The 21,807-nt window shown below is 42.6% G+C and carries 19 protein-coding genes, 2 tRNA genes, 1 rRNA gene and 1 riboswitch; all 22 genes read right to left on the bottom strand.

What is annotated here, in order from left to right:
* A 16S ribosomal RNA gene (locus tag C4S54_RS15355) occupies positions 1-210 on the bottom strand; the annotation flags it as partial.
* Positions 211-368: 158 nt separating this feature from the next.
* Positions 369-457: transfer RNA gene (locus tag C4S54_RS15350), tRNA-Ser, on the bottom strand.
* Positions 458-516: 59 nt separating this feature from the next.
* Positions 517-602: transfer RNA gene (locus C4S54_RS15345), tRNA-Ser, on the bottom strand.
* A 206-nt stretch (positions 603-808) separates the two neighbouring features.
* Positions 809-1,900 (bottom strand): glycosyltransferase family 4 protein, encoded by a 1,092-nt coding sequence (locus C4S54_RS15340; protein ID WP_103870267.1) that lies wholly within the window; start codon positions 1,898-1,900, stop codon positions 809-811.
* 15 nt (positions 1,901-1,915) lie between these two features.
* Entirely contained in the window at positions 1,916-2,632 is a 717-nt protein-coding gene (gene ispD / locus C4S54_RS15335; protein ID WP_103870266.1) for a 2-C-methyl-D-erythritol 4-phosphate cytidylyltransferase, read from the bottom strand.
* 101 nt (positions 2,633-2,733) lie between these two features.
* The gene (gene tsaD, locus C4S54_RS15330; protein ID WP_103870269.1) at positions 2,734-3,822 is read right to left on the bottom strand and encodes a tRNA (adenosine(37)-N6)-threonylcarbamoyltransferase complex transferase subunit TsaD; all 1,089 of its coding nucleotides are present in this window, start codon (positions 3,820-3,822) and stop codon (positions 2,734-2,736) included.
* Between the two features lie 56 nt (positions 3,823-3,878).
* Entirely contained in the window at positions 3,879-4,769 is an 891-nt protein-coding gene (locus C4S54_RS15325) for a ChbG/HpnK family deacetylase (RefSeq protein ID WP_160110783.1), read from the bottom strand.
* A 20-nt stretch (positions 4,770-4,789) separates the two neighbouring features.
* The gene (locus C4S54_RS15320; protein ID WP_022774351.1) at positions 4,790-5,356 is read right to left on the bottom strand and encodes a DUF6715 family protein; all 567 of its coding nucleotides are present in this window, start codon (positions 5,354-5,356) and stop codon (positions 4,790-4,792) included.
* A 25-nt stretch (positions 5,357-5,381) separates the two neighbouring features.
* Positions 5,382-6,302, bottom strand: a complete 921-nt coding sequence (locus C4S54_RS15315; RefSeq protein ID WP_103870264.1) for a ribonuclease Z — start codon at positions 6,300-6,302, stop codon at positions 5,382-5,384.
* A 3-nt stretch (positions 6,303-6,305) separates the two neighbouring features.
* The gene (tsaB, locus tag C4S54_RS15310) at positions 6,306-7,517 is read right to left on the bottom strand and encodes a tRNA (adenosine(37)-N6)-threonylcarbamoyltransferase complex dimerization subunit type 1 TsaB (RefSeq protein ID WP_103870263.1); all 1,212 of its coding nucleotides are present in this window, start codon (positions 7,515-7,517) and stop codon (positions 6,306-6,308) included.
* Positions 7,518-7,530: 13 nt separating this feature from the next.
* Positions 7,531-7,968 carry a tRNA (adenosine(37)-N6)-threonylcarbamoyltransferase complex ATPase subunit type 1 TsaE gene (tsaE, locus tag C4S54_RS15305; RefSeq protein ID WP_022774355.1) on the bottom strand — a complete coding sequence of 146 codons (438 nt, stop codon included), beginning with the start codon at positions 7,966-7,968 and terminating at the stop codon, positions 7,531-7,533.
* Between the two features lie 117 nt (positions 7,969-8,085).
* The gene (locus C4S54_RS15300) at positions 8,086-8,868 is read right to left on the bottom strand and encodes an ECF transporter S component (RefSeq protein ID WP_103870262.1); all 783 of its coding nucleotides are present in this window, start codon (positions 8,866-8,868) and stop codon (positions 8,086-8,088) included.
* Between the two features lie 120 nt (positions 8,869-8,988).
* A riboswitch (FMN riboswitch) is annotated at positions 8,989-9,116 on the bottom strand.
* Between the two features lie 149 nt (positions 9,117-9,265).
* The gene (locus C4S54_RS15295) at positions 9,266-10,555 is read right to left on the bottom strand and encodes a UDP-N-acetylglucosamine 1-carboxyvinyltransferase (RefSeq protein ID WP_103870261.1); all 1,290 of its coding nucleotides are present in this window, start codon (positions 10,553-10,555) and stop codon (positions 9,266-9,268) included.
* 93 nt (positions 10,556-10,648) lie between these two features.
* Entirely contained in the window at positions 10,649-12,148 is a 1,500-nt protein-coding gene (locus tag C4S54_RS15290; RefSeq protein WP_242973845.1) for a M23 family metallopeptidase, read from the bottom strand.
* 113 nt (positions 12,149-12,261) lie between these two features.
* Positions 12,262-12,651: a hypothetical protein gene (locus C4S54_RS15285; RefSeq protein WP_022774362.1), complete on the bottom strand. Its 390-nt coding sequence runs from the start codon at positions 12,649-12,651 to the stop codon at positions 12,262-12,264.
* Positions 12,652-12,961: 310 nt separating this feature from the next.
* Positions 12,962-13,621, bottom strand: a complete 660-nt coding sequence (locus C4S54_RS15280) for a GTP pyrophosphokinase (protein ID WP_022774363.1) — start codon at positions 13,619-13,621, stop codon at positions 12,962-12,964.
* A gap of 1 nt (position 13,622) precedes the next feature.
* Positions 13,623-14,561: a glycosyltransferase family 2 protein gene (locus C4S54_RS15275; protein ID WP_103870259.1), complete on the bottom strand. Its 939-nt coding sequence runs from the start codon at positions 14,559-14,561 to the stop codon at positions 13,623-13,625.
* Positions 14,562-14,723: 162 nt separating this feature from the next.
* Positions 14,724-16,058 (bottom strand): LCP family protein, encoded by a 1,335-nt coding sequence (locus C4S54_RS15270; RefSeq protein WP_103870258.1) that lies wholly within the window; start codon positions 16,056-16,058, stop codon positions 14,724-14,726.
* Positions 16,059-16,185: 127 nt separating this feature from the next.
* A complete protein-coding gene (locus C4S54_RS15265) occupies positions 16,186-17,589 on the bottom strand; it encodes an undecaprenyl-phosphate glucose phosphotransferase (protein ID WP_103870257.1) in 1,404 nt (467 codons plus the stop codon).
* Positions 17,586-18,557 (bottom strand): glycosyltransferase family 2 protein, encoded by a 972-nt coding sequence (locus C4S54_RS15260; RefSeq protein WP_103870256.1) that lies wholly within the window; start codon positions 18,555-18,557, stop codon positions 17,586-17,588. The genes C4S54_RS15265 and C4S54_RS15260 overlap by 4 nt, the downstream gene beginning before the upstream one ends.
* 11 nt (positions 18,558-18,568) lie before the next feature.
* Positions 18,569-20,020, bottom strand: coding sequence for a glycosyltransferase family 2 protein (locus C4S54_RS15255; protein ID WP_103870255.1), 1,452 nt, complete (start codon positions 20,018-20,020; stop codon positions 18,569-18,571).
* A gap of 43 nt (positions 20,021-20,063) precedes the next feature.
* Complete coding sequence (locus C4S54_RS15250) at positions 20,064-21,803, bottom strand: phospho-sugar mutase (RefSeq protein ID WP_103870254.1); 1,740 nt, start codon at positions 21,801-21,803, stop codon at positions 20,064-20,066.
* Positions 21,804-21,807 lie beyond the last annotated feature (4 nt).

Below are 21,807 nucleotides of genomic sequence, written 5' to 3'. Positions count from 1 at the left end.
GCGACACTGTGCGCTTATGCGGTATTAACAGTCGTTTCCAGCTGTTATCCCCCAGTATGAGGCAGGTTGCCCACGCGTTACTCACCCGTCCGCCACTAAGAATATACAATCATCTGCCGAAGCTTCTGAAGCGTATATTCTCCGTTCGACTTGCATGTGTTAGGCACGCCGCCAGCGTTCATCCTGAGCCAGGATCGAACTCTCACGTTTAAAAGTTTAATCAGGCTAGAACTAAGCTTGGCTTTTGTTCTGTCCGTTATTTACTAAATCTTTGTTCTGAATAAATTCTCTTGGAATTTTTCAGGGTTGCATTACTGTTTATTTGTCAAGGTGCTGTAATTATGAGCCTTACTAGTTGCATAAGGCAACGCAGAAGGAGGGATTTGAACCCTCGCGCCGCTATTAACGACCTGCACCCTTTCCAGGGGTGTCTCTTCAACCACTTGAGTACTTCTGCAAAATAGTTGATTAACAATAATTATTTGATTATTGTAAAGCAGCGTGTTCATAATTAAGCGGAGCGAAAGGGATTCGAACCCTTGTGGCGTTGCCGCCAAACGGTTTTCAAGACCGCCTCGTTATGACCGCTTCGATATCGCTCCGAATATTTATTGTTTCTGCGGAAGTTCTTTCGTTCTCGCCGCAGCGCAAGAATTATATTAACAAAGGGCGACCCTTATGTCAAGCGTAATTTGAAACTTTTTTTATTTTTTTCTTTTTTTACGCTTTTTCAAGAATCAACTTCACGCATCGCCATTAAGTACTCTACCCCAGTTATCTGCCGCAATACGCATGTTTACTGCTTTTTTCACTCCAACATACATCTATCATATAGATCTAAGAGTCTTTCTATATTTTTTTCGACAGAATAGTATTTTTTTACCTTTTCCTTACCCTTTTTTCCATATTCTTTTGCTTTTTCTTTATCATTTATGAGTTCAAGTAACGCATTTTTTAATGCAAAAGAATCCTTGGCTGGTATTAAAATACCATTTTCACGGTTTTCTATGATGTCAGGTATTCCGCCTACATTACTTCCTATAACAGCATCTTCCCTTAACATCGCTTCTATTATGGTCATTCCAAAACCTTCGAAATATGATGGAAGGACTAGGATGCCACATTTTTTCAGATACATGTCCTTTCCCTTTTCATCAAGCCATCCAAGATAAGTTATATAGTCAGAACGCTTCCCAAATTCCTCTTTATAAGACTCATCCTCATATATTCCGCCTATATATAACTTAGCTTCCGGAATCATTACATGTATGCCATCCATAGCCTCCAATAATTCATCAAGGCCTTTTTCCCTGCATATTCTTCCAAGAAAAAGAATTTTGGTAAAGTCTTTGTCCGCCAATAATGCATTTGTATTTCCATCCATAGCATATGCAACGCGATTGCTATCGTTTGTCACTATACCATTAGGGAAAACTTCAATTTTTTCACCATCGATGATAGTTGAAAAGAAATCCTTCCAAAATGAAGTAAGCACCAACATTCTGTTTCCCATTGAAAGAATGTCTTTTACATTTCTTCTCTGTCTATCACTCAACTGGTTCTCGTAATAATTAATAAAATCTCCACCATGTTGGTGGAGTACTATCTTCTTTCCATGTTTGTATGCTGTTTTAATAAAAAAAGACTTACGAACAAAGCTTGAATCTGATGAAAAATGAACATGTACAATATCACACCAGCCAAGTTTTGTTAAAAAATCCAAATATGCGCGTCCGGCAATAAGTGCCTTTTTCACCTTACTGCCTTCACGCATTGTGCTTATATATTTAAGTTCAACCTTATCGTCCAAGCCTGCTTTATAAAATTCATTAACTACAGCAGATATCCCGCCATGGACACCTCTGTCCGGTCCGACCATCAATATCTTTTTTCGCATCATTTACCCGCGCCTCACTCATCCCTTCTTTATCCCATTTAAAATCGCCTCTGCGGCTGGAATATCCTCAGGTGTAGTGATCTTGATATTGTTATAAGAGCCCTCGATGAGCTTAACTTTTTTATCTGAAAAATACTCAACTACCATGGCATCGTCAGTGATGTTGACACCCTTCGCCATGAGCTCTCCCTCTTCCCTGTCAAGTCTCTGATAGAGGTCAAGGATCATCTTATAGGAAAAGACCTGTGGCGTCTGGATCATCCATGTCTTTGACCTGTCCGGAGTAGTCTGGGCAAAGCCGTTATCATCGGCAATCTTTATGGTGTCTTTTACAGGCATGCCCACTACGCAGGCACCATACTCCTTAACTCCATGAAGAGCGCGCAAAATAATGTCATTATCCACAAAAGGTCTGGCTCCATCGTGGATAAAGGCATAGTCGCAATCCGGATCTGCTGCCTGGAGGCCGAGGCGCACGCTGTGATAGCGGTATAGGCCGCCTTCAACAATAGCTGTAACCTTATCAAATCCGTACTTATTCACGATTTCATTTCTCACATAGTCAATGTCTCCGCGAGAAACCACAAGAACAATGTCGTCTATAAGGCTCTCTTCAAAAGCCTTTAGAGAGTAGTATATGAGCGGTTTTCCGCCAAGCTCCATGTACTGCTTTTTAACATCACTTTTCATCCTGCTGCCGCTTCCTGCAGCCAGCACCACCGCAACTGTCTTCATTGTCATCTCCTCATGGATGTATATAGATTTTTTCCGCTTTTGCACGCAAGAAGTCTTACTTATTCGCATTTTAACAAAAATATGTACAGCAGTATGCTTCCTTACTGCCTTCCGTGGAATCTTCGCTCGCGATCTCCAAGTGGAAGATTGGGAACTGCATTCATATCTAGTCCGAAGCGCACGCCCTTTTTGTATTCATAGTAGGCTGCTGCGCCGATCATTGCTGCATTATCAGTACAAAGAACCGGTGAAGGCCTGTAGAACTTTATGTTTTCCCTGGCGCATTCTTTTTCCATAAGCTCTCGAAGTCCTGAATTGGACGCAACACCGCCGGCTATAGCGAGCTTGTCGTAGCCATATTCCTTGCAGGCCTTTATGGCATGAGAAACGAGAACCTCAACCACCGCCTTTTGGAATGAAGCAGCAACATCGGCCTGGTCAAGCTCCTGGCCCTGCATCTTTGCCTGGTTTATGTAATTTAGTACAGATGATTTTAATCCGCTAAAAGAAAAATCGTATTCCGCGTCAGGGATCTGAGCCTGCGGGAATGTAAAGGCATCAGGATTTCCCTCTTTTGCCGCCTTGTCAATCTTGGGACCGCCGGGGTATCCAAGTCCAATAGCCCTTGCCACTTTGTCAAAGGCCTCTCCTGCTGCGTCATCCCTGGTCTGTCCGATAATCTCGTACTCGCCATAGTCCTTTACAACAACAAGGTGCGAATGACCACCGGAAACCACAAGGCATACAAAAGGAGGCTCAAGGTCTTTATTCTCAATAAAGTTTGCACTGATATGTCCCTCTATGTGATGCACACCGATAAGCGGCTTTCCTGTGGCAAAAGAGATTGCTTTAGCCTCAGAAACACCCACCAAAAGAGCTCCCACAAGCCCCGGGCCGTAGGTAACTGCAATAGCGTCAATATCTTCCAGAGTCAGATTTGCTTCTGAAAGAGCTGCTCTTATGCAACCGTTCATTTTTTCAACATGCTTTCTGGATGCAATCTCCGGAACAACACCACCATAGATCGTATGAAGCGCAATCTGGGAAGAAATGATGTTTGAGAGAACTTCTCTGCCGTTTCTCACCACTGCTGCCGCAGTTTCATCACAGCTGCTCTCAATGGCAAGTATAGTCACATCACCAGCTTCCTTTTCGGCAACTGCGCTGTTTTTTCCTTCTTTTATTGACATAAAGATGACGCCGTCATCCTCGACATTTTTATTTATTTCCATATCTTTTTGTACCTTTATCTTTTAAGATTTCCACCAAATTTCTTCAGAGCTTCCGCTTCTTTGAATCTGTTCCCACTTGTGAGGAAATTGTAATCGTCCTTGCTGGTAAGAAGACCTATATCTGTAGAGTTTGATACATCTCCCGGGTGGAAAAGAATTTCCATGCTGCTCTTTCCCCTGTCAGCAAGAATCTCTCCTGCAAAAGGAAGGCAGGCTTTTACATTGTCATAAAACATGTGGCCCGACATCATAACTCCCATAAAGAGCTTATCTTCTACCTTCAGGCTATCCAGTTCATTTCTGTATTTTCTCTTATTTCTTCCGGAGAGGAAATTCAGGATGAGCACCTTAAGTACATTTACAAAAGAGATACCTGTAAGCTTTGAGGCAGCTTTTTTGTAAATTGATATTTCTTCCTTCGGAAATCTTATATATGAAACCTGAAGATTCTTTTCTTTTATCACATCCATAACAGCGTCAAAAATAGCAGGAATCATGTGGTAATGAACATGTCCGTCAATCCTGAAAACGCCATCATTCATGTAAGGTCTGCAGGCTTCGATCTGGGCCTCAACCTCTTTTTTCACCTGTTTAGAATAAAGAAGTCGCATTACCGGAACATAGCTCATTACAAGGAGCTTGATAAAACCGATATTAAAATTTCCGTCAGCGTCAATAAGTCTTGATGCCTTGTCGCCTGTAAGAGGCTTTCCCTCAACAAAATTAATATGTACTGTCACAAAGAGTTCTTTTCTGATATCCTCTATGGCATCCATGCACTCCTTGAGATAGGGGCTGTTTGGCATGATGCTTATGCCGTTAAGAGCTCCGTTGTGATAGCAGTCTATAATATGACGACTCTGCTCCGGAAAAAGGCCATAGTCGTCTGCATGATACTCAACCAAAAATATTTCCTCCTGAAAACTTAATTCGCTTTTTGTGTCCACCCAAGGATCTTCCACTTGCCGGAATCATCCTGTCTCAAAATAAACATGTAGTAAAGCCCCTGGCTTGCAGTACCCTTTCTAAGATTAAGATAACAGTCAACATTGCACATTTTCCTGCCTTCAACTGTTACAACCTCAGGCTCTCTGCTCTGCACTTGGTAAGTGGGGATTGAGTAATCCTCATCCCGCCTTGTCTTTACCTCATTTTTCATGGACTGATAGAAATTGGACTGATTGGCCAAAAGCTCATCATCCATTAACCCCGCTAAAACATCCAGCATCTTCTTTTGCTGATCGTCAGTATAGGTCTCCTTGTAGAGCACCTTCATTATGTTGGCGTACATTTCCACAACCTTCCTGGGATTGGCCGGATAGTCTTTTTCCAGATTAGTTGTTGTGATCTGGTCAACCACCGTCAATGTATAGTTCTCTTCATTGGACGAGCGTTGATTCCTGGTAAAAAGAAGAAAAAGTCCCAGTACAACAAGTGCGCCAAAAACTACCAGTAATACCGACTTGATCACTGCTGATTTTGTGTTTTCCATAGCCCCCTCGCTTTCTTAAGCTCTTTTACTCTTCAAACTTAAGTGTGACACTTCTGCCGTCTTTTGCTGCCACTACATTTTGGAAAATCTTTTTTGTTTCCGGTAAATATTCTGCCGGATTTACAAGTGAAGGACTGTAATGAGTAAGCCACAGCTCTTTTACCCCCGCTCTTGATGCCATCTTAGCTGCCTCATAGAAAGTCATATGCTTGTACTCTTTGGCCTTTGCGATCTTATCAGGCTCTCCATACATTCCCTCGCATATGAAAAGATCTGAATCTTTCGCATTCTTCACGATACTGTCCGTAGGACGTGAATCCGTTGTATAAGTAAGTTTGAGTCCCTTTCTGGTCTCTCCAAGCACCATATCGGGAGTAAATACTCTTCCATCCTCAAGCTCAATAGTGTTGCCCTTTTGAAGCCTGTTCCAGTACTGCCTGTCTATCCCTGCTGCCGTGGCCGCTTCCACATTAAACTTGCCCTGGCGTTTAAGCTCCATGGTGTAACCATAGCACGTAATATTATGATTAACCTTGAATGCCTTTATGGTAAACTCAGGAAATTCCTCCAGAGAAAACTCTTTTTCATTCTCATTAAGCTCCATAAAGTTGATCTTAAATGGGAGCTCCGGAGCAATCACGCGAAGTGAATTAACCACCTTTTCAAGCCCCTTGGGTCCTACCATCAAAAGAGGCTCCGTGCGCTCTGCATTTCCCATGGTCAAAAGAAGTCCCGGCAGTCCGCTGATATGGTCTGCATGGTAATGGGTAAAACAGATCACGTCGATGGGCTTGGCGCTGACGCCTTTCTTTTTCATGGCAATCTGTGTGGCCTCGCCGGCATCGATCAAAATACATTTTCCGTTATATCTCACAAGAAGTGATGTGAGATAACGGTTTGGAAGGGGCATCATTCCGCCGGTTCCAAGTAAACAAACATCTATCATAAATTATTTCCTTTTCCAATAAATAACGGCATCCTCTTTGGGATCCTCATAAAATCCGGGTCTTTTGCCCTCAGACACAAATCCAAGACGCTCGTAAAGACCTATGGCAGGGGCATTGCCTGCTCTTACTTCAAGAGTGTAGTCACCTATACCAAGTCCACGGCCTCTTTCAAGGAGCTGCCTCATCATCTTGTAGGCGACGCCCTCTCTTCTGGTGTCAGGCGATACTGACACATTGGTTATCTCGCCCTCTCCTGATATATTCTGGACTCCGCAAAGACCCACGATCCTTCCGGCCTTTTCAGCAACAAGATAGATCGTATCATCACGGGTCATGGCATCAAGAAGCTGCTTTTTAGTCCAGGCTTCTCTGCCAAGGTTCATTTCTTCAAGCTTATAGGCATCATCCACATCTTCAGGAGTCATCTCTCTTACCCTGATGATTCCCGGAGCCTTTGGAGTGTTGTCCTTTTTAGGCGCTGCGCCGCCATTTTCCTTGGCCTCGCGCTCAGCCTGGGACAGCCTTAAATAGTCAGGTGCAAACTCATCTGCTGTTGTAAATCTGTTCTCTGCGGCATAGACATTGGCAAGGGCACAAAGAGCTGCCGCATTCTGCCTGCTCTGATGGAATGGAGCGATGGAATAGGGAACAGTCAAAAGCCCTTCAAGCTTATCCCTGTACACAGGAACTCCATCTCCCAAAAGAACTACAGGTTTTCCAATTTTGTTGATCTCTTCAGCAATGTTTTCCACAGAAGTTGCAAACTGCTCGTGGATTACCTGCATATCAAAGGTCTGCTCGCGGACCTTCCCCTCCTGTCTGTTTGGCACGAAGGTGTAAAGACCTGTATATACCTGATTTCTTTTGGCATCCATCATAGGACAGATGATCTTCTCAACACCGTAGAGATTATAGGCAATGCCATCAACAGTTGGGATGGCTATTATAGGCTTATTAAGAGCAAGGGCAAGTCCCTTGGCTGTTGCACTTCCTATCCTTAGTCCCGTAAAAGAGCCGGGGCCCTTAGCCACAGCTATGGCATCGATAGTGGAAAGGTCAAGATGAACCTTTTTGCAGATGTCATCAAGCATGGGCATAAGTATCTCTGAGTGTGTAGTTTTGTACTGAATAAGGAACTGTGAAAGAAGCATATCGCCGTCTGAAACAGCTACAGCTCCCACAAGTCCTGATGTATCAATTGCTAATATCTTCATTTATATCTCCGGATCATTTCTTTGTCATTGTTATAAGACGATAATCAAAGCCTTTTTCAAGGTTCTTTTCTATGACAATCTCTGTGTAGTGCTCAGGAAGAATCTCCTCGATCAGATTGGCCCACTCAACGAAGCAGATTCCATCGCCATAGAAATAATCCTCATAGCCGATCTCATCCATCTCGCTCACATCGCCAATTCTGTAAACATCAAAATGGTAAAAAGGAATCCTTCCCTCGTCGTAAACCTGAAGGATTGTGAAAGTAGGGCTGCTGACAGGTCCCTTTATTCCAAGTCCCGCTGCAACTCCCTGAGTGAGCACAGTTTTACCAACCCCCAGATCTCCAATCAGAGTATAGACCATGCCTGGTGTGGCATTTTCACCGATTCTTTTTCCTATTTCGAAGGTTTCTTTTGCACTATTTGTTTCAAGTCTGGTAACTATATCCATATAAAACCTCACAAATATCACATTCTAAATTATAGTATAGCATATTAGACAAGGCGCAAAAAGAGTCGCACTTTTACATGCGACTCTTAAAACCCTCATATTAAACTGCAGCCACCATCACGCGTCAGCTTCAGCTGTTTTCTTTTTAGCAACGAGCATAGGCTCTGCCTTTAAAATAGGACTTATCTGCTTGTAGATAAGGAATGTCACTGCACTGTGAACGATGCCCTTGATAAGGTTAAATGGTGCTACGCAGAACAGGCAGAATGTAAAGAGATTATCAACGAATGGATAAATCTCTGTTCCTGCTTTTAAGATGTTCTCTACACCGCCAAACATAAGGGCGTAAGCAGGGATCATAAAGAATGCGTTCAGTGCTGCACCGATAAATGCGATGCAAAGTGTTGCGAGAATGCATCCGATAAGAGCAGTTTTCCTTGTTCTCTTAAATCTGTAAACGATTGAAGCAACCATTACAAAAGAAGCTCCGATCACGAAGTTAGCTATCTCTCCTACGAAAGCAGAAGTTGTTCCCTGAATGAGAACGTTAAGTGTAACCTTGATGAACTCCACCATAACTCCTGCAAATGGACCGGCAGCGAATCCAACTATAAGAGCCGGAATGTCGCTGAAGTCAAACTTGTAAAAGCTTGGTGCGATTGGAAGCGGAAACTCTATAAGCATCAGCACAAAAGATATTGCTGAGAAAACACCGATGATTGCCATCTTTCTGGGTGTTAAGATTCCCTCCGTTTTTCTTCCTTCCTTCAGATCCTTCTTTGCTGCAATCTTTTCAGCCAGATATGCCAGTGCAAAAGCCAGTACTATAAGAAGCACAAGGCCTATGAATCTGCCTGAATTCCCCGCAATGATCTGAAGTAAATTTTGTTCCTGTTTCATTTTTTCCTCCTTTTGTTCGGGGGAGGAGTCCTACACACGACCCTTTAAGTTTGGTAAAAGAACTTTCGAAAAATAAAAAATCCCAAGTAAATATACTTGGGGTACGCAAACTAAAAATCGTGCATTCTTCTCTCATCCAGACTTTACTGTCGGTTTTGGAATCTCACCAAATCAGCCACCTATCAATAGATAAGCAGGTCGCGGACTATACCGCCGGTTGGGAATTACACCCTACCCCGAAGAACTATATTTTTTCTAAATCAAATACTATAATGGTTATAGACATATGTCAAGAGTGTTTGACAATTTAATTTTGCAAAATTATAATTTGACTGTACAAATTACCACTAAGAATTATATGAAAAAAGGAAAGCTATCACACAGCTTTCCTTTTATATTAAGCATTTTTCAATTTAAATTTCTGCATATCGTAGTCTGAATCAACCTTTTCGATATGTGCTCCCAGCTCGCGAAGCTTTTTATCGAAGTCCTCGTAACCTCTTTCGATATACATGATATCCTCTACGGATGAGAATCCTTCGGCTGTGAGAGCTGCGATAACAAGAGCTGCTCCTGCTCTAAGGTCCGGTGCAGAAACTGTAGCTCCGGTGTACTTATCCACACCCTCGATAATAGCTGTGCTACCCTCAACCTTAATGCAGGCTCCCATTCTGGTGAGCTCATCCACGTACTTAAATCTGTTCTCGAAAATACTCTCTGTCACGATACTGATGCCGCTGGCAAGTCCAAGAGCAACCGTGATCTGTGGCTGCATGTCTGTTGGAAATCCAGGATAAGGAAGTGTCTTAACATGAGTGTTGGTAAGACGCTTTGTAGCTACAACTCTGACTGCGTCATCTGACTCATGGATCTGACATCCCATCTCTATAAGTTTCGCACTGATTGATTCCAAGTGTTTAGGAATAACATTTTTTATTGTGATATCACCCTTTGTAGCTGCCGCTGCCATCATGAAGGTTCCGGCCTCTATCTGGTCAGGAATGATAGTGTACTCAGTACCATGAAGCTTCTCAACACCCTTGATCCTGATAACATCAGTTCCGGCGCCCTTGATATTGGCACCCATGCTGTTAAGGAAGTTTGCAAAGTCTACTACGTGTGGCTCTTTGGCTGCATTCTCGATAATAGTCTTACCTTCAGCCATTGCTGCTGCCATCATGATATTGATAGTAGCGCCAACACTTACAACATCCAGGTAGATGTGACTGCCGATCAGCTTGTCTGCGTGAGCATCAATGATGCCATGTTCAATGCTTACCTGTGCCCCAAGAGCTGTGAAGCCTTTGATATGCTGGTCGATAGGTCTAAGACCGATGTTACAGCCGCTTGGAAGTACAACTCCTGCTTTTTTGTACTTACCAAGAAAAGCACCAAGAAGATAATAAGAGGCACGGATCTTTTTAATGTAGTCCTCTATAGTAAATGTGTGGACCTGTGAAGCATTAATTTTTACTGAATGTCTGCCAGTTCTCTCTACAAAAGCTCCGGTAGAGCTTATGGCCTGAAGCATCGCATTGGTATCTGACTCGTCAGGCATATTGTCTATATAGACAGTTTCGTCCGTCATTGTAGCCGCAGCCAAAATAGCCAGCGCAGCGTTTTTAGCGCCACCTATTTCAACTTCACCTACAAGAGGAACTCCACCTTTTATTACATATTTTTCCATAGGAATCCCATCCCATATAACCTAATTTTAAAAAAATAACTCATTTGCCAAATTATATTAATAGCACAATATGATATATGTGTCAAAAATGGCTTAATTCAAATAGTTCAAAGGATTGACCTGAGTTCCGCCAACCAAAATCTCGAAATGCAGATGCGGTCCTGTGGAAACACCCGTGTTACCTGAAAGAGCAATCTTTTGTCCCTGAGTTACAGACTGGCCCACAGAAACAAGAACTTTTGAGAGGTGACCATATCTTGTCTCTCTTCCGTCAGGGTGTCTGATATATACACAATATCCATATCCGCTTCCCCAACCGGCTCTTGTAACTACACCTGAAGAAGATGCAACGACTGCAGTTCCGACAGGAGTCGCCCAGTCAACACCCTTATGGTAAGAGCTTGCTCCCTTGGTAGGTGCGTTTCTCTTTCCAAATCCTGATGTCAGGCGACCACCGGATATAGGCTTAATGTATGTAGGAGGAACAATCGTACCTTTTTCAACAATCTTAGGAACAGCCTGATATGTGACTTCTTCCTTCTGGATCTCGCTGGATACCTCGCTGGCATCATTATATGTAACAAGGGCTACAACCTTTCTGTGTCCTGCAGAAGGCTCCTGAAGTACCTTGGTCTCTGTCGTGTACCAGGAATCGTTGTAGACATACTGAACTTCTGCCTCGTAGTCCTCTTCGTAGTATTCCTGAACTGTGTAAACAACTGAAAGCTCAGGTTCAGGAACTGTTACTATAAGTTCATCACCGGTTCGGATTGTGGTGTTCTCACTCTCCAAAAATCCGTTCATGGCAACGATATCCGCTACAGTAAGATCATATTTTAAAGCTATGGAGCCAAGAACATCGCCTTCCTGTACTTCATAGATCTGATTGGTCTCTTTGTCCTTGGTTACTTCATCAATAGCATCTGAAAGGGATGTGATCTCATCATCAGGCAGGTAACTTTCAACAATCTCAACCTTATCAGCAAAATCTATGGACATAAGTCCCAGCTCATAATCTGAAAAGTCCTTGTCATAAGAAAGAGGCGCAGCATCCTTAACTGCCTCAGTGAGCATCTGAGAAAAACCAGACTCAGGCATGCTTGTCTGGGCATCTTCCTCTTCTTTTTTCACCTCTTCCTTGCTAAGAACAACAGGAGTCAGAACGTTCACTTCTCTTGTTGGATCAAGGGCCAGTGTGACATCGTATTTATCCTCGGTATCATAGGTAGAAAGAGCTGTCTCAAGAAGCGCCATTACATCATCGATAGAAGCCAGATTCACAGAGAACTCATTTATCTTAATGGAGTAAGCCCTGTTAAGGGTACTCTTCCTGCTGCCTGAAAGGACCTCTACCATGGAGTTCGTAACTTCTGCTATGGAATTGACAGCCCCAAAGATCTTGTCACTTCCGTCAATTGTCATATCTGCGCCGGCAAGAGTAAGCTCATCGTCGCTGCTGGATATCTCTTTTCTCGCTGTTCGATATGCTTCATAAGCATCATTCCTGGAAGCAACCGTTCCAACGAACTGTCCGTTTAAAGTTATAGTAAAAAGGTTGTTGCCGCCCTTCTGGAACTTTACAAATGTAGGCATAAATAAGATCCAGAAAGCAATTACCACCAAAGTGGAATGCAAAAACCATATTTTAATCCTGTTTCTAAAAATTGTGTTTCTTAAATTCATGTTGTAAATCTTTCCAAAGCGTATTAAATAATGCCAAAAATTCTAAGAATATTGATAACAAGATCTGCTCCTGCCACAAGGAGTGTAACTATAAGAAGTGGAAGAAGGGCTGTATTCTTGGTCTCAATTGCAAAATGAACTTCTTCGAATTTCTTTTGGATCTCTTTATATTCTTCCTGGTGCTTCTCTTCCTGTTTGTTCAATATTGCCTGAATATTGCGGTAGGTCTGAACACCAACGTCATGGGTTTTTGTGCTATTTTCATCAAACTTCTTGTTGAAGTTCTCCTCCATTTTCTTTGAAACAGCTTCAACAGATTCACTGATAGCTGACTCAACTTCAGCCTGTGTGTTAGCTTTGATCATGTCCTGTGCGCTCATTTCTCTAGTGAGCTTATCCATAATGTTATCCAAAATATTCCCTCCCAACGTGATCTACTATCCCTCTGTTCTGCATACAATATAGATTATCATTTGTTGTGCAAATTAGACAAGACAATATTTCAAAAAATAGTTTTGTTGTTCACTTTTACTATTTGTTTACCGTTTGTTCATAATTTGTTAATAATTGAATTGTATATTAATACCATAGCCGATGGAAATACGGCAACCAAATTTAGAAAGATAGATTTTTTCATAATAGGCCAGGTGCGGGAAACCGTGTCTGGCCACTCCTCATTAATGGGGCGATTACGGTAATGGCAAATATACCATTACCCACGCCTTAATCCTCTTGTTTCTCACCAACTGCCTGAATCTCTTCATTAAGTGAAAGCATACGTGCATCAAGGTCTGCAACCATTTGTGCACATTGCGTAAGCTCAGAATTGATATGACTGGGAGCCTTACCTTCAAACTTGTACTGGATCTTGTGCTCAAGAGAAGCCCAGAAATCCATGGCTACTGTTCTTATCTGTATCTCAACCTTAACATTAACAATCCTGTCTGAAAGATAAACAGGGAGAGACACTATCATGTGATAGCTCCTGTAGCCGCTGTTTTTGGGGTTCATAATATAGTCCTTGACTGTAAGGACCTGAATATCTTTCTGGTTGCTGATCATCTCAGCAATTCTGTATATATCTGAGGTAAAAGAGCATATGATACGGATTCCCGCTATATCATTAACATAGCGGACCATGTTTCCTATTGTGGACTCATATCCGTTTCTCTTAAGCTTTTTTACAATGCTCTCTGGCACCTTGACTCTTGCCTTAACGTGCTCAATGGGGTTATATCTGTGAACCTCCTGAAACTCCTCGTTAAGGATCTCGATCTTGGTTGTAATCTGCTTAAGTGCTGCATTGTAAAGGAGGTTAACTTCCTCCCAGGTGTTAATATCATCGGAAATCTTTATGTTGCTCTCAGCGAGATCTAATTCCATATCAGCTCCTTGTTTTCCAGTACTCTTTGTTCAAACTGCAAGCCTTCACAACGCCCATAGGAAGCTTTTTATAATTTCTTCCAAGCTTATATCCCATCCATCTGAATCCGCACATAACAATATATCCCGGGATAAGATGGGCTTTTCCTATATGTCTGAAATGATCAATTGTCTGTCTCACCATCTTTTTGCCCTCAGTCTCAGACTTGATCCTGCCAAAGATCTCCGGATGATCAGTCTGTGAAACACCAAGGTCAAAATTCCTGTGGAACTGCTGCATACAGGTGTAATTGTGTGAGTGGATGACTCCTGCCTCAGGAACATACATGATAGCATAGCCGCGCTGGCAGGCATTACCCGCAAATACCATATCCTCGTTAAAAATAGTTCTGTGAGTAAATCCACCAATTACATTATATACGTCACGCCTGTACATGGCACATACATTTGAACAAAAATAAGTTTTTATTCCAAGCTTATCCACATCTTCCTGTGTTTTTCTCATAGGCTCGTTGGGATAATTGAACTTTCTGGAATATCTCTCAGCCAGATTGCAGTCAGACTTTGGATATTGTCTTGCATAGGCTGCTGCAACATCCCTGTCAAGGGCCTTTGCCAGGTTACTTATAAGCATCTTATCCCTTGGGAACGCATCCTGAGTCATCATTAAAAAGAAATCCGAATCAGATAAGGCTACTCCCTGATTTCTGGTTTCGCCGTGGTCAAATTCAGCCTTTGTCACATGCTTTACTATTATGTTGTCATACTTCTCTAAAGGATTTTCTTTTGTCTCCTCAAGAAGCTTATTCCAATATTTTTCCTCGGTGTTCATGATGATGATGTGGCTTGGTCTAAGGGACTGCTTTTCCAGATCATCGATCAGTGTCAGTAAGGAATAATCCGGTTTGTAGGTAGGAATAATTACGTCTACTGTATTCATCTGTTTTTCCTTTTATATACAACTTATGCTGAGCGCATGTTTAGCGTAGCCTTTTCACCCGGTAGGAATATCCTATCACATGAAAAGAGGTATGTGCGCTTTGTTCGAGCACAATACGCACATACCATCTCTACAGTCTAAAATGCCCTCAGCATTAAATCATCAATTCAAATATGGATCTGTATCAGATTTGATCTTATCACTGTATTTCTGTACATCTGAAGAAATTGTGTAATCTGAATCATTGAACAGGAACTGGTGGAGCCACTTAACGTTGCTAGCAAGATCTACTGCGATTACGCAGCTTCCCTTCTTACCGATAGTACCTGTTGCTCTCATGCTCTCTTCAGGGAATCCGCCATTATCAACTACGTTGTAATTAGCTACATTCTTAAGGAGCTCAAGGATCTCTGACAGATCAAGTGATGTATATGTCTCATCAAATGCCTTGTTGGCAATTGTCTCAAGATCCGAATAGCTCTTGCCCTTTGCCTTATCAAGACAAGCCATAAGGACTGTTCTCTGTCTCTCAGCACGTTTGAAGTCATCACCTGCTGTGTATCTGATACGGCAGTAAGCTGTTGCCTGAAGACCGTTAAGAGTCTGAAGTCCTGTGCTTGTTACAGGTACATACTCAAGTCCAAGCTCTGTAGCCATTGTCGCCTGATAGTTGTTAAGGTGAGAAATCTCAGCCTCTGTAACATCGATCTCAACTCCGCCAAGAGCGTTAACTACATCTGTAAGTCCCTTGAATCCGATAGTAATGAAGTCCTCAATATCCATATCAAGGTTCATGTTAAGCATTGAGATAGCCTGCTCAGGACCACCCTCAGCGTAAGCTGCGTTACACTTAGTGTACTCATCGTTACTAAGGTTAAGGTATGTATCACGGTAAACTGAGCAAAGCTTAACCTCACCATTTTCATTGTTGATAGATGCAATAATGATAGTATCTGTTCTGGTGTTTTTCTTGATAGCGCCCTGGTTTTTAGCTTCATCACGGGTATCAACACCAAAGAGTGCGATATTGGTATAGCCCTTCATCTGCTCATTCTCAGCAGCTGCCTCACTGATACTCTTTGAAATAACTTCCTCGTTCATGTTAACCTTACCAACCTTGGTAACATCAACCTTGAAGAATACGTGGTAAGCAACAAGAACAAGAATACATGCTACTAAAACTTCTGCAACAAGAATGAAGATTGCCTTCTTGTTATTTTTCTTTTTACCTGATCCGCCATGTGAACCACCTCTTCTGGATGAGTGGCTTCTGGTAGAACTTGAGTGGCTCTTAGCACCGCTCCTTGAAGAAGAATGGCTCTTAGAACCATTTGAACTTCTCCTTGCAGGTCTCTCATCATAGTCATCGTAATCATCATAATCCTCGTAATCATCACGATATCTATTATCACGAGTAGACTTTCTCACTTCTCCGTTATTCTTGTGAGATGAACGTCTCTCGTCTCTGTCATAATATTCGTCATCACGCCTTGACATTTTCTATCTCCTTTATCCCAACAAAATATAATTTACATAAATAAAAACCAAGTTATACTATGCCACAAATAAATAAAATATACAAGCGCAGGATAAATTATTCTATCCTGCGCCTGTTTCTCACTATTTAGTATGCGTTTTTATTTACAAAGCCATATCGGATGGTTCCAAGCATTATCTTAAAATCAAAGGCCATGGTCCAATTCTCGATATAGTAGATATCGTAATCAATTCTTTTTCTGATGGATGTATCACCGCGGTATCCGTTGATCTGTGCCCAGCCTGTGAGTCCCGGCCTGACCTGGTGTTTTACCATGTATCTTGGAATCTGCTCTTTAAACTTCTCAACAAACTGCGGTCTCTCGGGACGAGGTCCAACCAGGGACATCTGCCCGATAAAAATATTAAAGAACTGAGGCATCTCATCAATACTTGTCTTTCTAAGAATCGCACCAACTCTTGTAACTCTCGGGTCTCCCTTAGTGGTCCAGCCCTTTTTCTCCTCCGCCTCAGTCTGAACCTTCATGGTCCTGAACTTGTACATCTTAAAAGGAGCGCCGTTAAGGCCTATTCTCTCCTGTTTATAGATGATAGGTCCCTTGCTGGTAGCCTTTACTGCTATAGCCGCAGCCAGCATGACCGGTGAAAAGATAATGATAGCAAACAAAGATCCCACAATATCCACAAGCCTTTTCATCGCCTTATTAAATGAATTGGAAAGTGGCACGTATCTGATGTTGATAACTGGCATTCCCTGAACATCCTCAGTATATGGATTACTGGGGAAAAGAGATGAATAATCCGGAATGAACTTGGTGTGGACGCCGGATTTTTCACACTGGGCAACCAGCTCCTCCAGTCTGTCGTAGTCATCCAAAGGAAGGGTAATCGTTATCTCATCGTAATTGTTATTTTCAAGGTAAAGGCCAAGCTGCTCGATCTTGCCCACAACCTTAACGCCGTGGTAATTGGTCCCAAGGGGAACAAAGTCATCAAGAACTCCTGCTATCTCATATCCCCACTGAGGATTGTCAAGAATTCGGCTTATATAGCCTTCTGCAGCTCTTGAATAGCCAACAAGAAGCACATGCTTAAGATTGTAGCCTTTTTTCCTGATATACCTTAGGAACTTCCTGAGAACAATCCTGAACGCTGTGGCAAAGGTCACATTCAGCACAGCAAATATGATCATCATGGACCTGGAAAAGTCGTTGTGCTTTAAAAGGAAAAGGATTACCCAAAAGCCAAGGATCCCGGCCACATTGGCCTTGACCACATCCATGAACTCGTCCCACATTCGTAGGGCGCGCCGGGGCGTATACAGCTGAACCATATAATAAAGAATAAGGTAAGCCGGCACAAGAAAATACAGTGCCCTGAAGTAGATCTCCATAGGCAGATGGCCGCCCGGCAGTCTTTTACTAAAGAGCTCAAACTTTATAAAATAAGACGCAATGTAAGAACCGGCTACAATGAGCCCGTCCGCAACTACATGCGCCCTGTTTAAATGAACCTGATTGTCTTTTATCATAAAAATACAGCCCCAAACTTCCTGGCACAGTTAATCCACAGCTCCAGCTGCATCCTTAAACTGTTAAAGATTTCTTTTTTCCCAAATGCCACTCTTTTGTCGGCATTAACTCTAATCTTGGATAAGCCAAGGGCAAGCCCCTTAAGATGTGCTCCTCCAAGTCCCCTCTTTGTATAAAAAACATGCTTTATCAATATACCTGCCAGAATGAGTGGCAGATTTATCGCTATCTGAAGGATAGGCATATTTTTATAGATAAAGTATAAATTATTACCCGCTGTTAGTTCAACCTTAAATCTGTTATATCTTGAACCACTTGTGCCACTTCCTGCGTGATAAACTATGGCTCTGGGCTCGCAGACATTGATATATCCCTTTAATCTGGCCCTGTAGCCAAGGTCCACATCCTCAAGATAGCAAAAATGTGCAGGGTCAAAAAGTCCAACTTCGTCAAACAACTCTCTCCTGTAAATTGCGGCTCCCGCGCAGGCGCTGGTCACAGGTTCTATGCTTGAAAAATATTTGTTATCCTTGTCTCTTCCCGGAGAAAAAGCCCACCCCAAAGCACAGTAAAGATCCCCCGCATCATCGATAAGGTGGGGCTCTTTAAACTGAAGCATCTTGGCCTGAGCGCTGAAGATCTTCTTTTTCCTGTCCATGGTGGATACTAATCTTTCAAGAACATCTTCCGAGCAGACAGTATCATCGTTTAGTAAAAAGACATACTCTGACTCGCAGGATTTTATGCCGATATTAACCGCATTGGCAAAGCCAGTATTTTCAGGAAGCGCCACCAAAGTCACCCTTGGATAGTTATTCTTAATAAAATCCTGACTTCCATCTGTTGAACCGTTGTCAACAATAAGCACTCTAAAATCCCTGAAAGTCTGCTTTTTCAGACTTTCAAGGCAATCAGTCAAAAACTTTTTTCCATTGTAATTGGGAATAATAACCGAAACTTTTTCCATAAGCTCTTTCCCTATATTTTCCTGACGACCTGAGGATCCCACATAACCCTTAAGCCACGTCTTTTCATCTCTTCCCCGATCTTTAAGTTGATCTTAAGGATTTCTTCCTCGGTCAAACTGTTGATATTATCAAGATATTCCCTTTTGCTCTCAACCTGAACATCATCATGAGACTTATCAGTCATGTTCCCTTGCAAATCGCTAAAGGTATCCTCATACTCAAAACCCGCAATATCCTTAAAGGCTTCCGCAAACTCTGGTCTAAGTGCCATGCATCTGATATCCACTGCGTAGCAGTCCTGCTGCACAACAGCCTTATGCTGAAGGCCACCGCTGTATCCAAAAGGCATTCCCTTGAAGATTGCGGTTCCATCTTTTTTGTAGATGCCGCCGGCAACTCTGCCTTTCTTATTTATGAGCTTGCCACCGACACAGCCAATGTCTTTTCTCTGGGAAAAGATATCACCCCCATAACCTGCACGGTAAAAGCCAAGGTGAGGGAGCTGGGCAATCTCCGCCTCCACTCCAAAATTCTTAAGGGCATCACCTATAGCAATCTGTCCCGCTTCATAGGCATACATTTTGCTGGCAGGGTTGGATGCTGTGGAACCCTTGTGGCATCTCCAATGATAAAGAACCTTATCAATGTGTGCAATCTGATCAGTAGCCATAGGCATTGTCAGCGTTGCCTCAAGGCATGCCCTTAAAACCAGGTCAAAATCCTGAGCTCCATCGTACTTTTTCCTGAATTTAAGTCTCTTTATTATATCAGCCCTCATTACTGTGAAATGGCAGATATAGTTATTGGACAAAAGATAATCCAAATTAAATGAAGGCTTTTGATGATGCTCATAGTAAAGGTTCTTATGGTCATCAAACTTGTCTTCATCTGAATAAATCAGCCTTATAGGGCATGCCTGAAACTGTGTCAGGTGATTCCTTGACATGCTCTTTCTGATAACTCTTGAAACTTCATATAATGCGTCCGGTGTAAGGAGATCGTCATGATCCAAAAGACCTATATAATCCCCTTTTGCCTTCTCTAAACCTCTGTTTGTGTTTTCTGAAATTCCCTCATTGGAACCAAGGTAAAAATATTTAATCCTTGGGTCTTCCTTCATATACTCTTTTACCAGGTCAGATTCAAGGGGTGAAGCATCTGCAAGAACCAGCTCCCAATTGCCGTAGGTCTGAGCGACTACGGAATCTATCATCTGTCGAAGGTATTTCTCCGGAGTATTAAAAAGAGGCACTACAATGCTAAACCGCAAAGCGCCTCCTGTTTCAGCCAGAGCCTTGTACTCCTGCTTCTGCTCATTAAGTACAGCCTCTGACAATTCATTGTATGTATACTTTTCTTTCCTGTTGTCGGACAATCTCTCAATGGCAGCAAAGAATGCAGCCCTAGCACCATTGCGTTTTGCATATGCTATTGTCTTTTTAGCCGCATTCTTTATGCCCATAAATATCTCCTGAGTTTTAAAATGAAGAAGTTTTGCTCTCGGCTCAGCCTATCACAGCCTTAACTGCAGCTGTAAGCTCTTCCTGAAGTTTGTCTGCATCAGCAAGGTCTTTTCCCTTAACACCCATGTAGAACTTGATCTTAGGCTCTGTGCCTGAAGGTCTTGCACAGCACCAGGCATCGTTATCAAGTGCAAAATAAAGAACATTTGATGTAGGAAGTCCTGTCTCGCCTTCCTTGCCTGTAGCCATATCCAGAGTCTTACCTGTCTTGTAGTCTCTGAACTCTTCAACCTTCCACTGACCAAACTCCTTAGGTGGATTGCTGCGGAGCTTATCCATAAGTGCTGCGATCTGCTCTGCGCCTTCCTTGCCCTTCATTGTGATTGAGTACTGGCCTTCCTTGTAATAACCGTACTCCTCGTACATATCGATCATAGCATCCCATACGCTCTTGCCCTGCTTTTTGTAGAAAGCAGCAAGCTCGCAGAGGCACATAACTGCAACAACAGCGTCCTTATCTCTTGCGTGTGTTCCAGCAAGACATCCATAGGACTCCTCAAGACCAAATACATAGTTGTGAGACTGACCGTTCTGCTCGAAGAGCTTGATCTGCTCGCCGATGTACTTAAATCCTGTAAGAACTTCGATGTAGTGGCAGCCGTATTTTTTAGCAACAGCCTTAGCCATGTTTGTAGTAACGATTGTAGTAACAAATGCAGGGTTAGCCGGCATTGTGTTTGTCTTTGTGCGCTCTCTTAAGATGTAGTCACCGATGAGCATACCTGACATGTTACCTGTAAATCCTACATACTCGCCTGTCTTTGTATCTTTTGCATAGATTCCAAGACGGTCTGCATCAGGGTCAGTTGCAAGAACAATGTCTGCATCCTTCTCTTTTGCAAGCTCAAGGGCAAGCTTAAATGCCTTAGGATCCTCAGGGTTAGGATAATCAAGTGTTGTGAAGTCAGGATCCGGAAGCTCCTGCTCAGGTACTACGAACACATTCTTGAAGCCAAGTTCCTTAAGAACTCTTCTCACAGGAAGATTACCTGTTCCGTGGAATGGTGTGTAAACGATAGTGAACTTATCAGCCATCTCATCAATAACATCCTGATGAATGATCTGCTTTTTAAGTTCAACCATGTACTTATCATCAAGCTCTTCGCCAAATGACTCATAAAGACCTGCCTTAACAGCCTCTTCCTTTGGCATTGTCTTAACTTCGTTGTAATCAGTGATAGCCATAACCTCACTGATGATTCCTGTATCGTGAGGAGGTGTGATCTGTGCGCCGTCCTCCCAGTATACCTTATATCCGTTGTACTCAGGTGGATTGTGAGAAGCTGTAACCATTACACCTGCGATACATCCAAACTCTCTAAGTGCAAAAGAAAGCTCAGGTGTAGGACGAAGGATATCACTTACATAAGCCTTGATTCCGTTTGCTGCAAGACAAAGAGCTGTCTCCTCTGCAAACTCAGGAGAAAACTTTCTGCAGTCATAGGAAATAGCAACGCCCTTCTTTGCTGCATCAGCTCCGCCGTGCTTTTTAATATAATTAGCAAGACCCTGTGTAGCCTTTCTTACAGTGTATTTGTTCATTCTGTTTGTGCCGGCTCCGATAACTCCACGAAGTCCGCCAGTACCAAATTCAAGTTCTTTATAGAAACGATCTTCGACCTCATCAGCATTGTTTCTGATAGCAAGGAGCTCATTCTTTGTCTCCTGGTCAAAATAATCATTGTTAAGCCAATATTCAAACTGTTCTGTAGCTTTGCTCATATCT

It is taken from the genome of Butyrivibrio sp. Su6, assembly GCF_900108105.1.
In the GTDB taxonomy this organism is placed as follows: domain Bacteria; phylum Bacillota; class Clostridia; order Lachnospirales; family Lachnospiraceae; genus Butyrivibrio.
Note: the sequence above shows the minus strand (reverse complement) of the source record. Positions and strands in the feature narration are given on the sequence as shown.

Bases quoted from the DNA above. Each gene is read 5' to 3' on its own strand.
- C4S54_RS15340 (WP_103870267.1), bottom strand. From the start codon at position 1,900: ATGATGCGAAAAAAGATATTGATGGTCGGACCGGACAGAGGTGTCCAT.
- ispD (WP_103870266.1), bottom strand. From the start codon at position 2,632: ATGAAGACAGTTGCGGTGGTGCTGGCTGCAGGAAGCGGCAGCAGGATG.
- tsaD (WP_103870269.1), bottom strand. From the start codon at position 3,822: ATGTCAATAAAAGAAGGAAAAAACAGCGCAGTTGCCGAAAAGGAAGCT.
- C4S54_RS15320 (WP_022774351.1), bottom strand. From the start codon at position 5,356: ATGGAAAACACAAAATCAGCAGTGATCAAGTCGGTATTACTGGTAGTT.
- C4S54_RS15315 (WP_103870264.1), bottom strand. From the start codon at position 6,302: ATGATAGATGTTTGTTTACTTGGAACCGGCGGAATGATGCCCCTTCCA.
- tsaB (WP_103870263.1), bottom strand. From the start codon at position 7,517: ATGAAGATATTAGCAATTGATACATCAGGACTTGTGGGAGCTGTAGCT.
- tsaE (WP_022774355.1), bottom strand. From the start codon at position 7,968: ATGGATATAGTTACCAGACTTGAAACAAATAGTGCAAAAGAAACCTTC.
- C4S54_RS15300 (WP_103870262.1), bottom strand. From the start codon at position 8,868: ATGAAACAGGAACAAAATTTACTTCAGATCATTGCGGGGAATTCAGGC.
- C4S54_RS15295 (WP_103870261.1), bottom strand. From the start codon at position 10,555: ATGGAAAAATATGTAATAAAAGGTGGAGTTCCTCTTGTAGGTGAAGTT.
- C4S54_RS15290 (WP_242973845.1), bottom strand. From the start codon at position 12,148: ATGCCTACATTTGTAAAGTTCCAGAAGGGCGGCAACAACCTTTTTACT.
- C4S54_RS15280 (WP_022774363.1), bottom strand. From the start codon at position 13,621: ATGGAATTAGATCTCGCTGAGAGCAACATAAAGATTTCCGATGATATT.
- C4S54_RS15275 (WP_103870259.1), bottom strand. From the start codon at position 14,561: ATGAATACAGTAGACGTAATTATTCCTACCTACAAACCGGATTATTCC.
- C4S54_RS15270 (WP_103870258.1), bottom strand. From the start codon at position 16,058: ATGTCAAGGCGTGATGACGAATATTATGACAGAGACGAGAGACGTTCA.
- C4S54_RS15265 (WP_103870257.1), bottom strand. From the start codon at position 17,589: ATGATAAAAGACAATCAGGTTCATTTAAACAGGGCGCATGTAGTTGCG.
- C4S54_RS15260 (WP_103870256.1), bottom strand. From the start codon at position 18,557: ATGGAAAAAGTTTCGGTTATTATTCCCAATTACAATGGAAAAAAGTTT.
- C4S54_RS15255 (WP_103870255.1), bottom strand. From the start codon at position 20,020: ATGGGCATAAAGAATGCGGCTAAAAAGACAATAGCATATGCAAAACGC.
- C4S54_RS15250 (WP_103870254.1), bottom strand. From the start codon at position 21,803: ATGAGCAAAGCTACAGAACAGTTTGAATATTGGCTTAACAATGATTAT.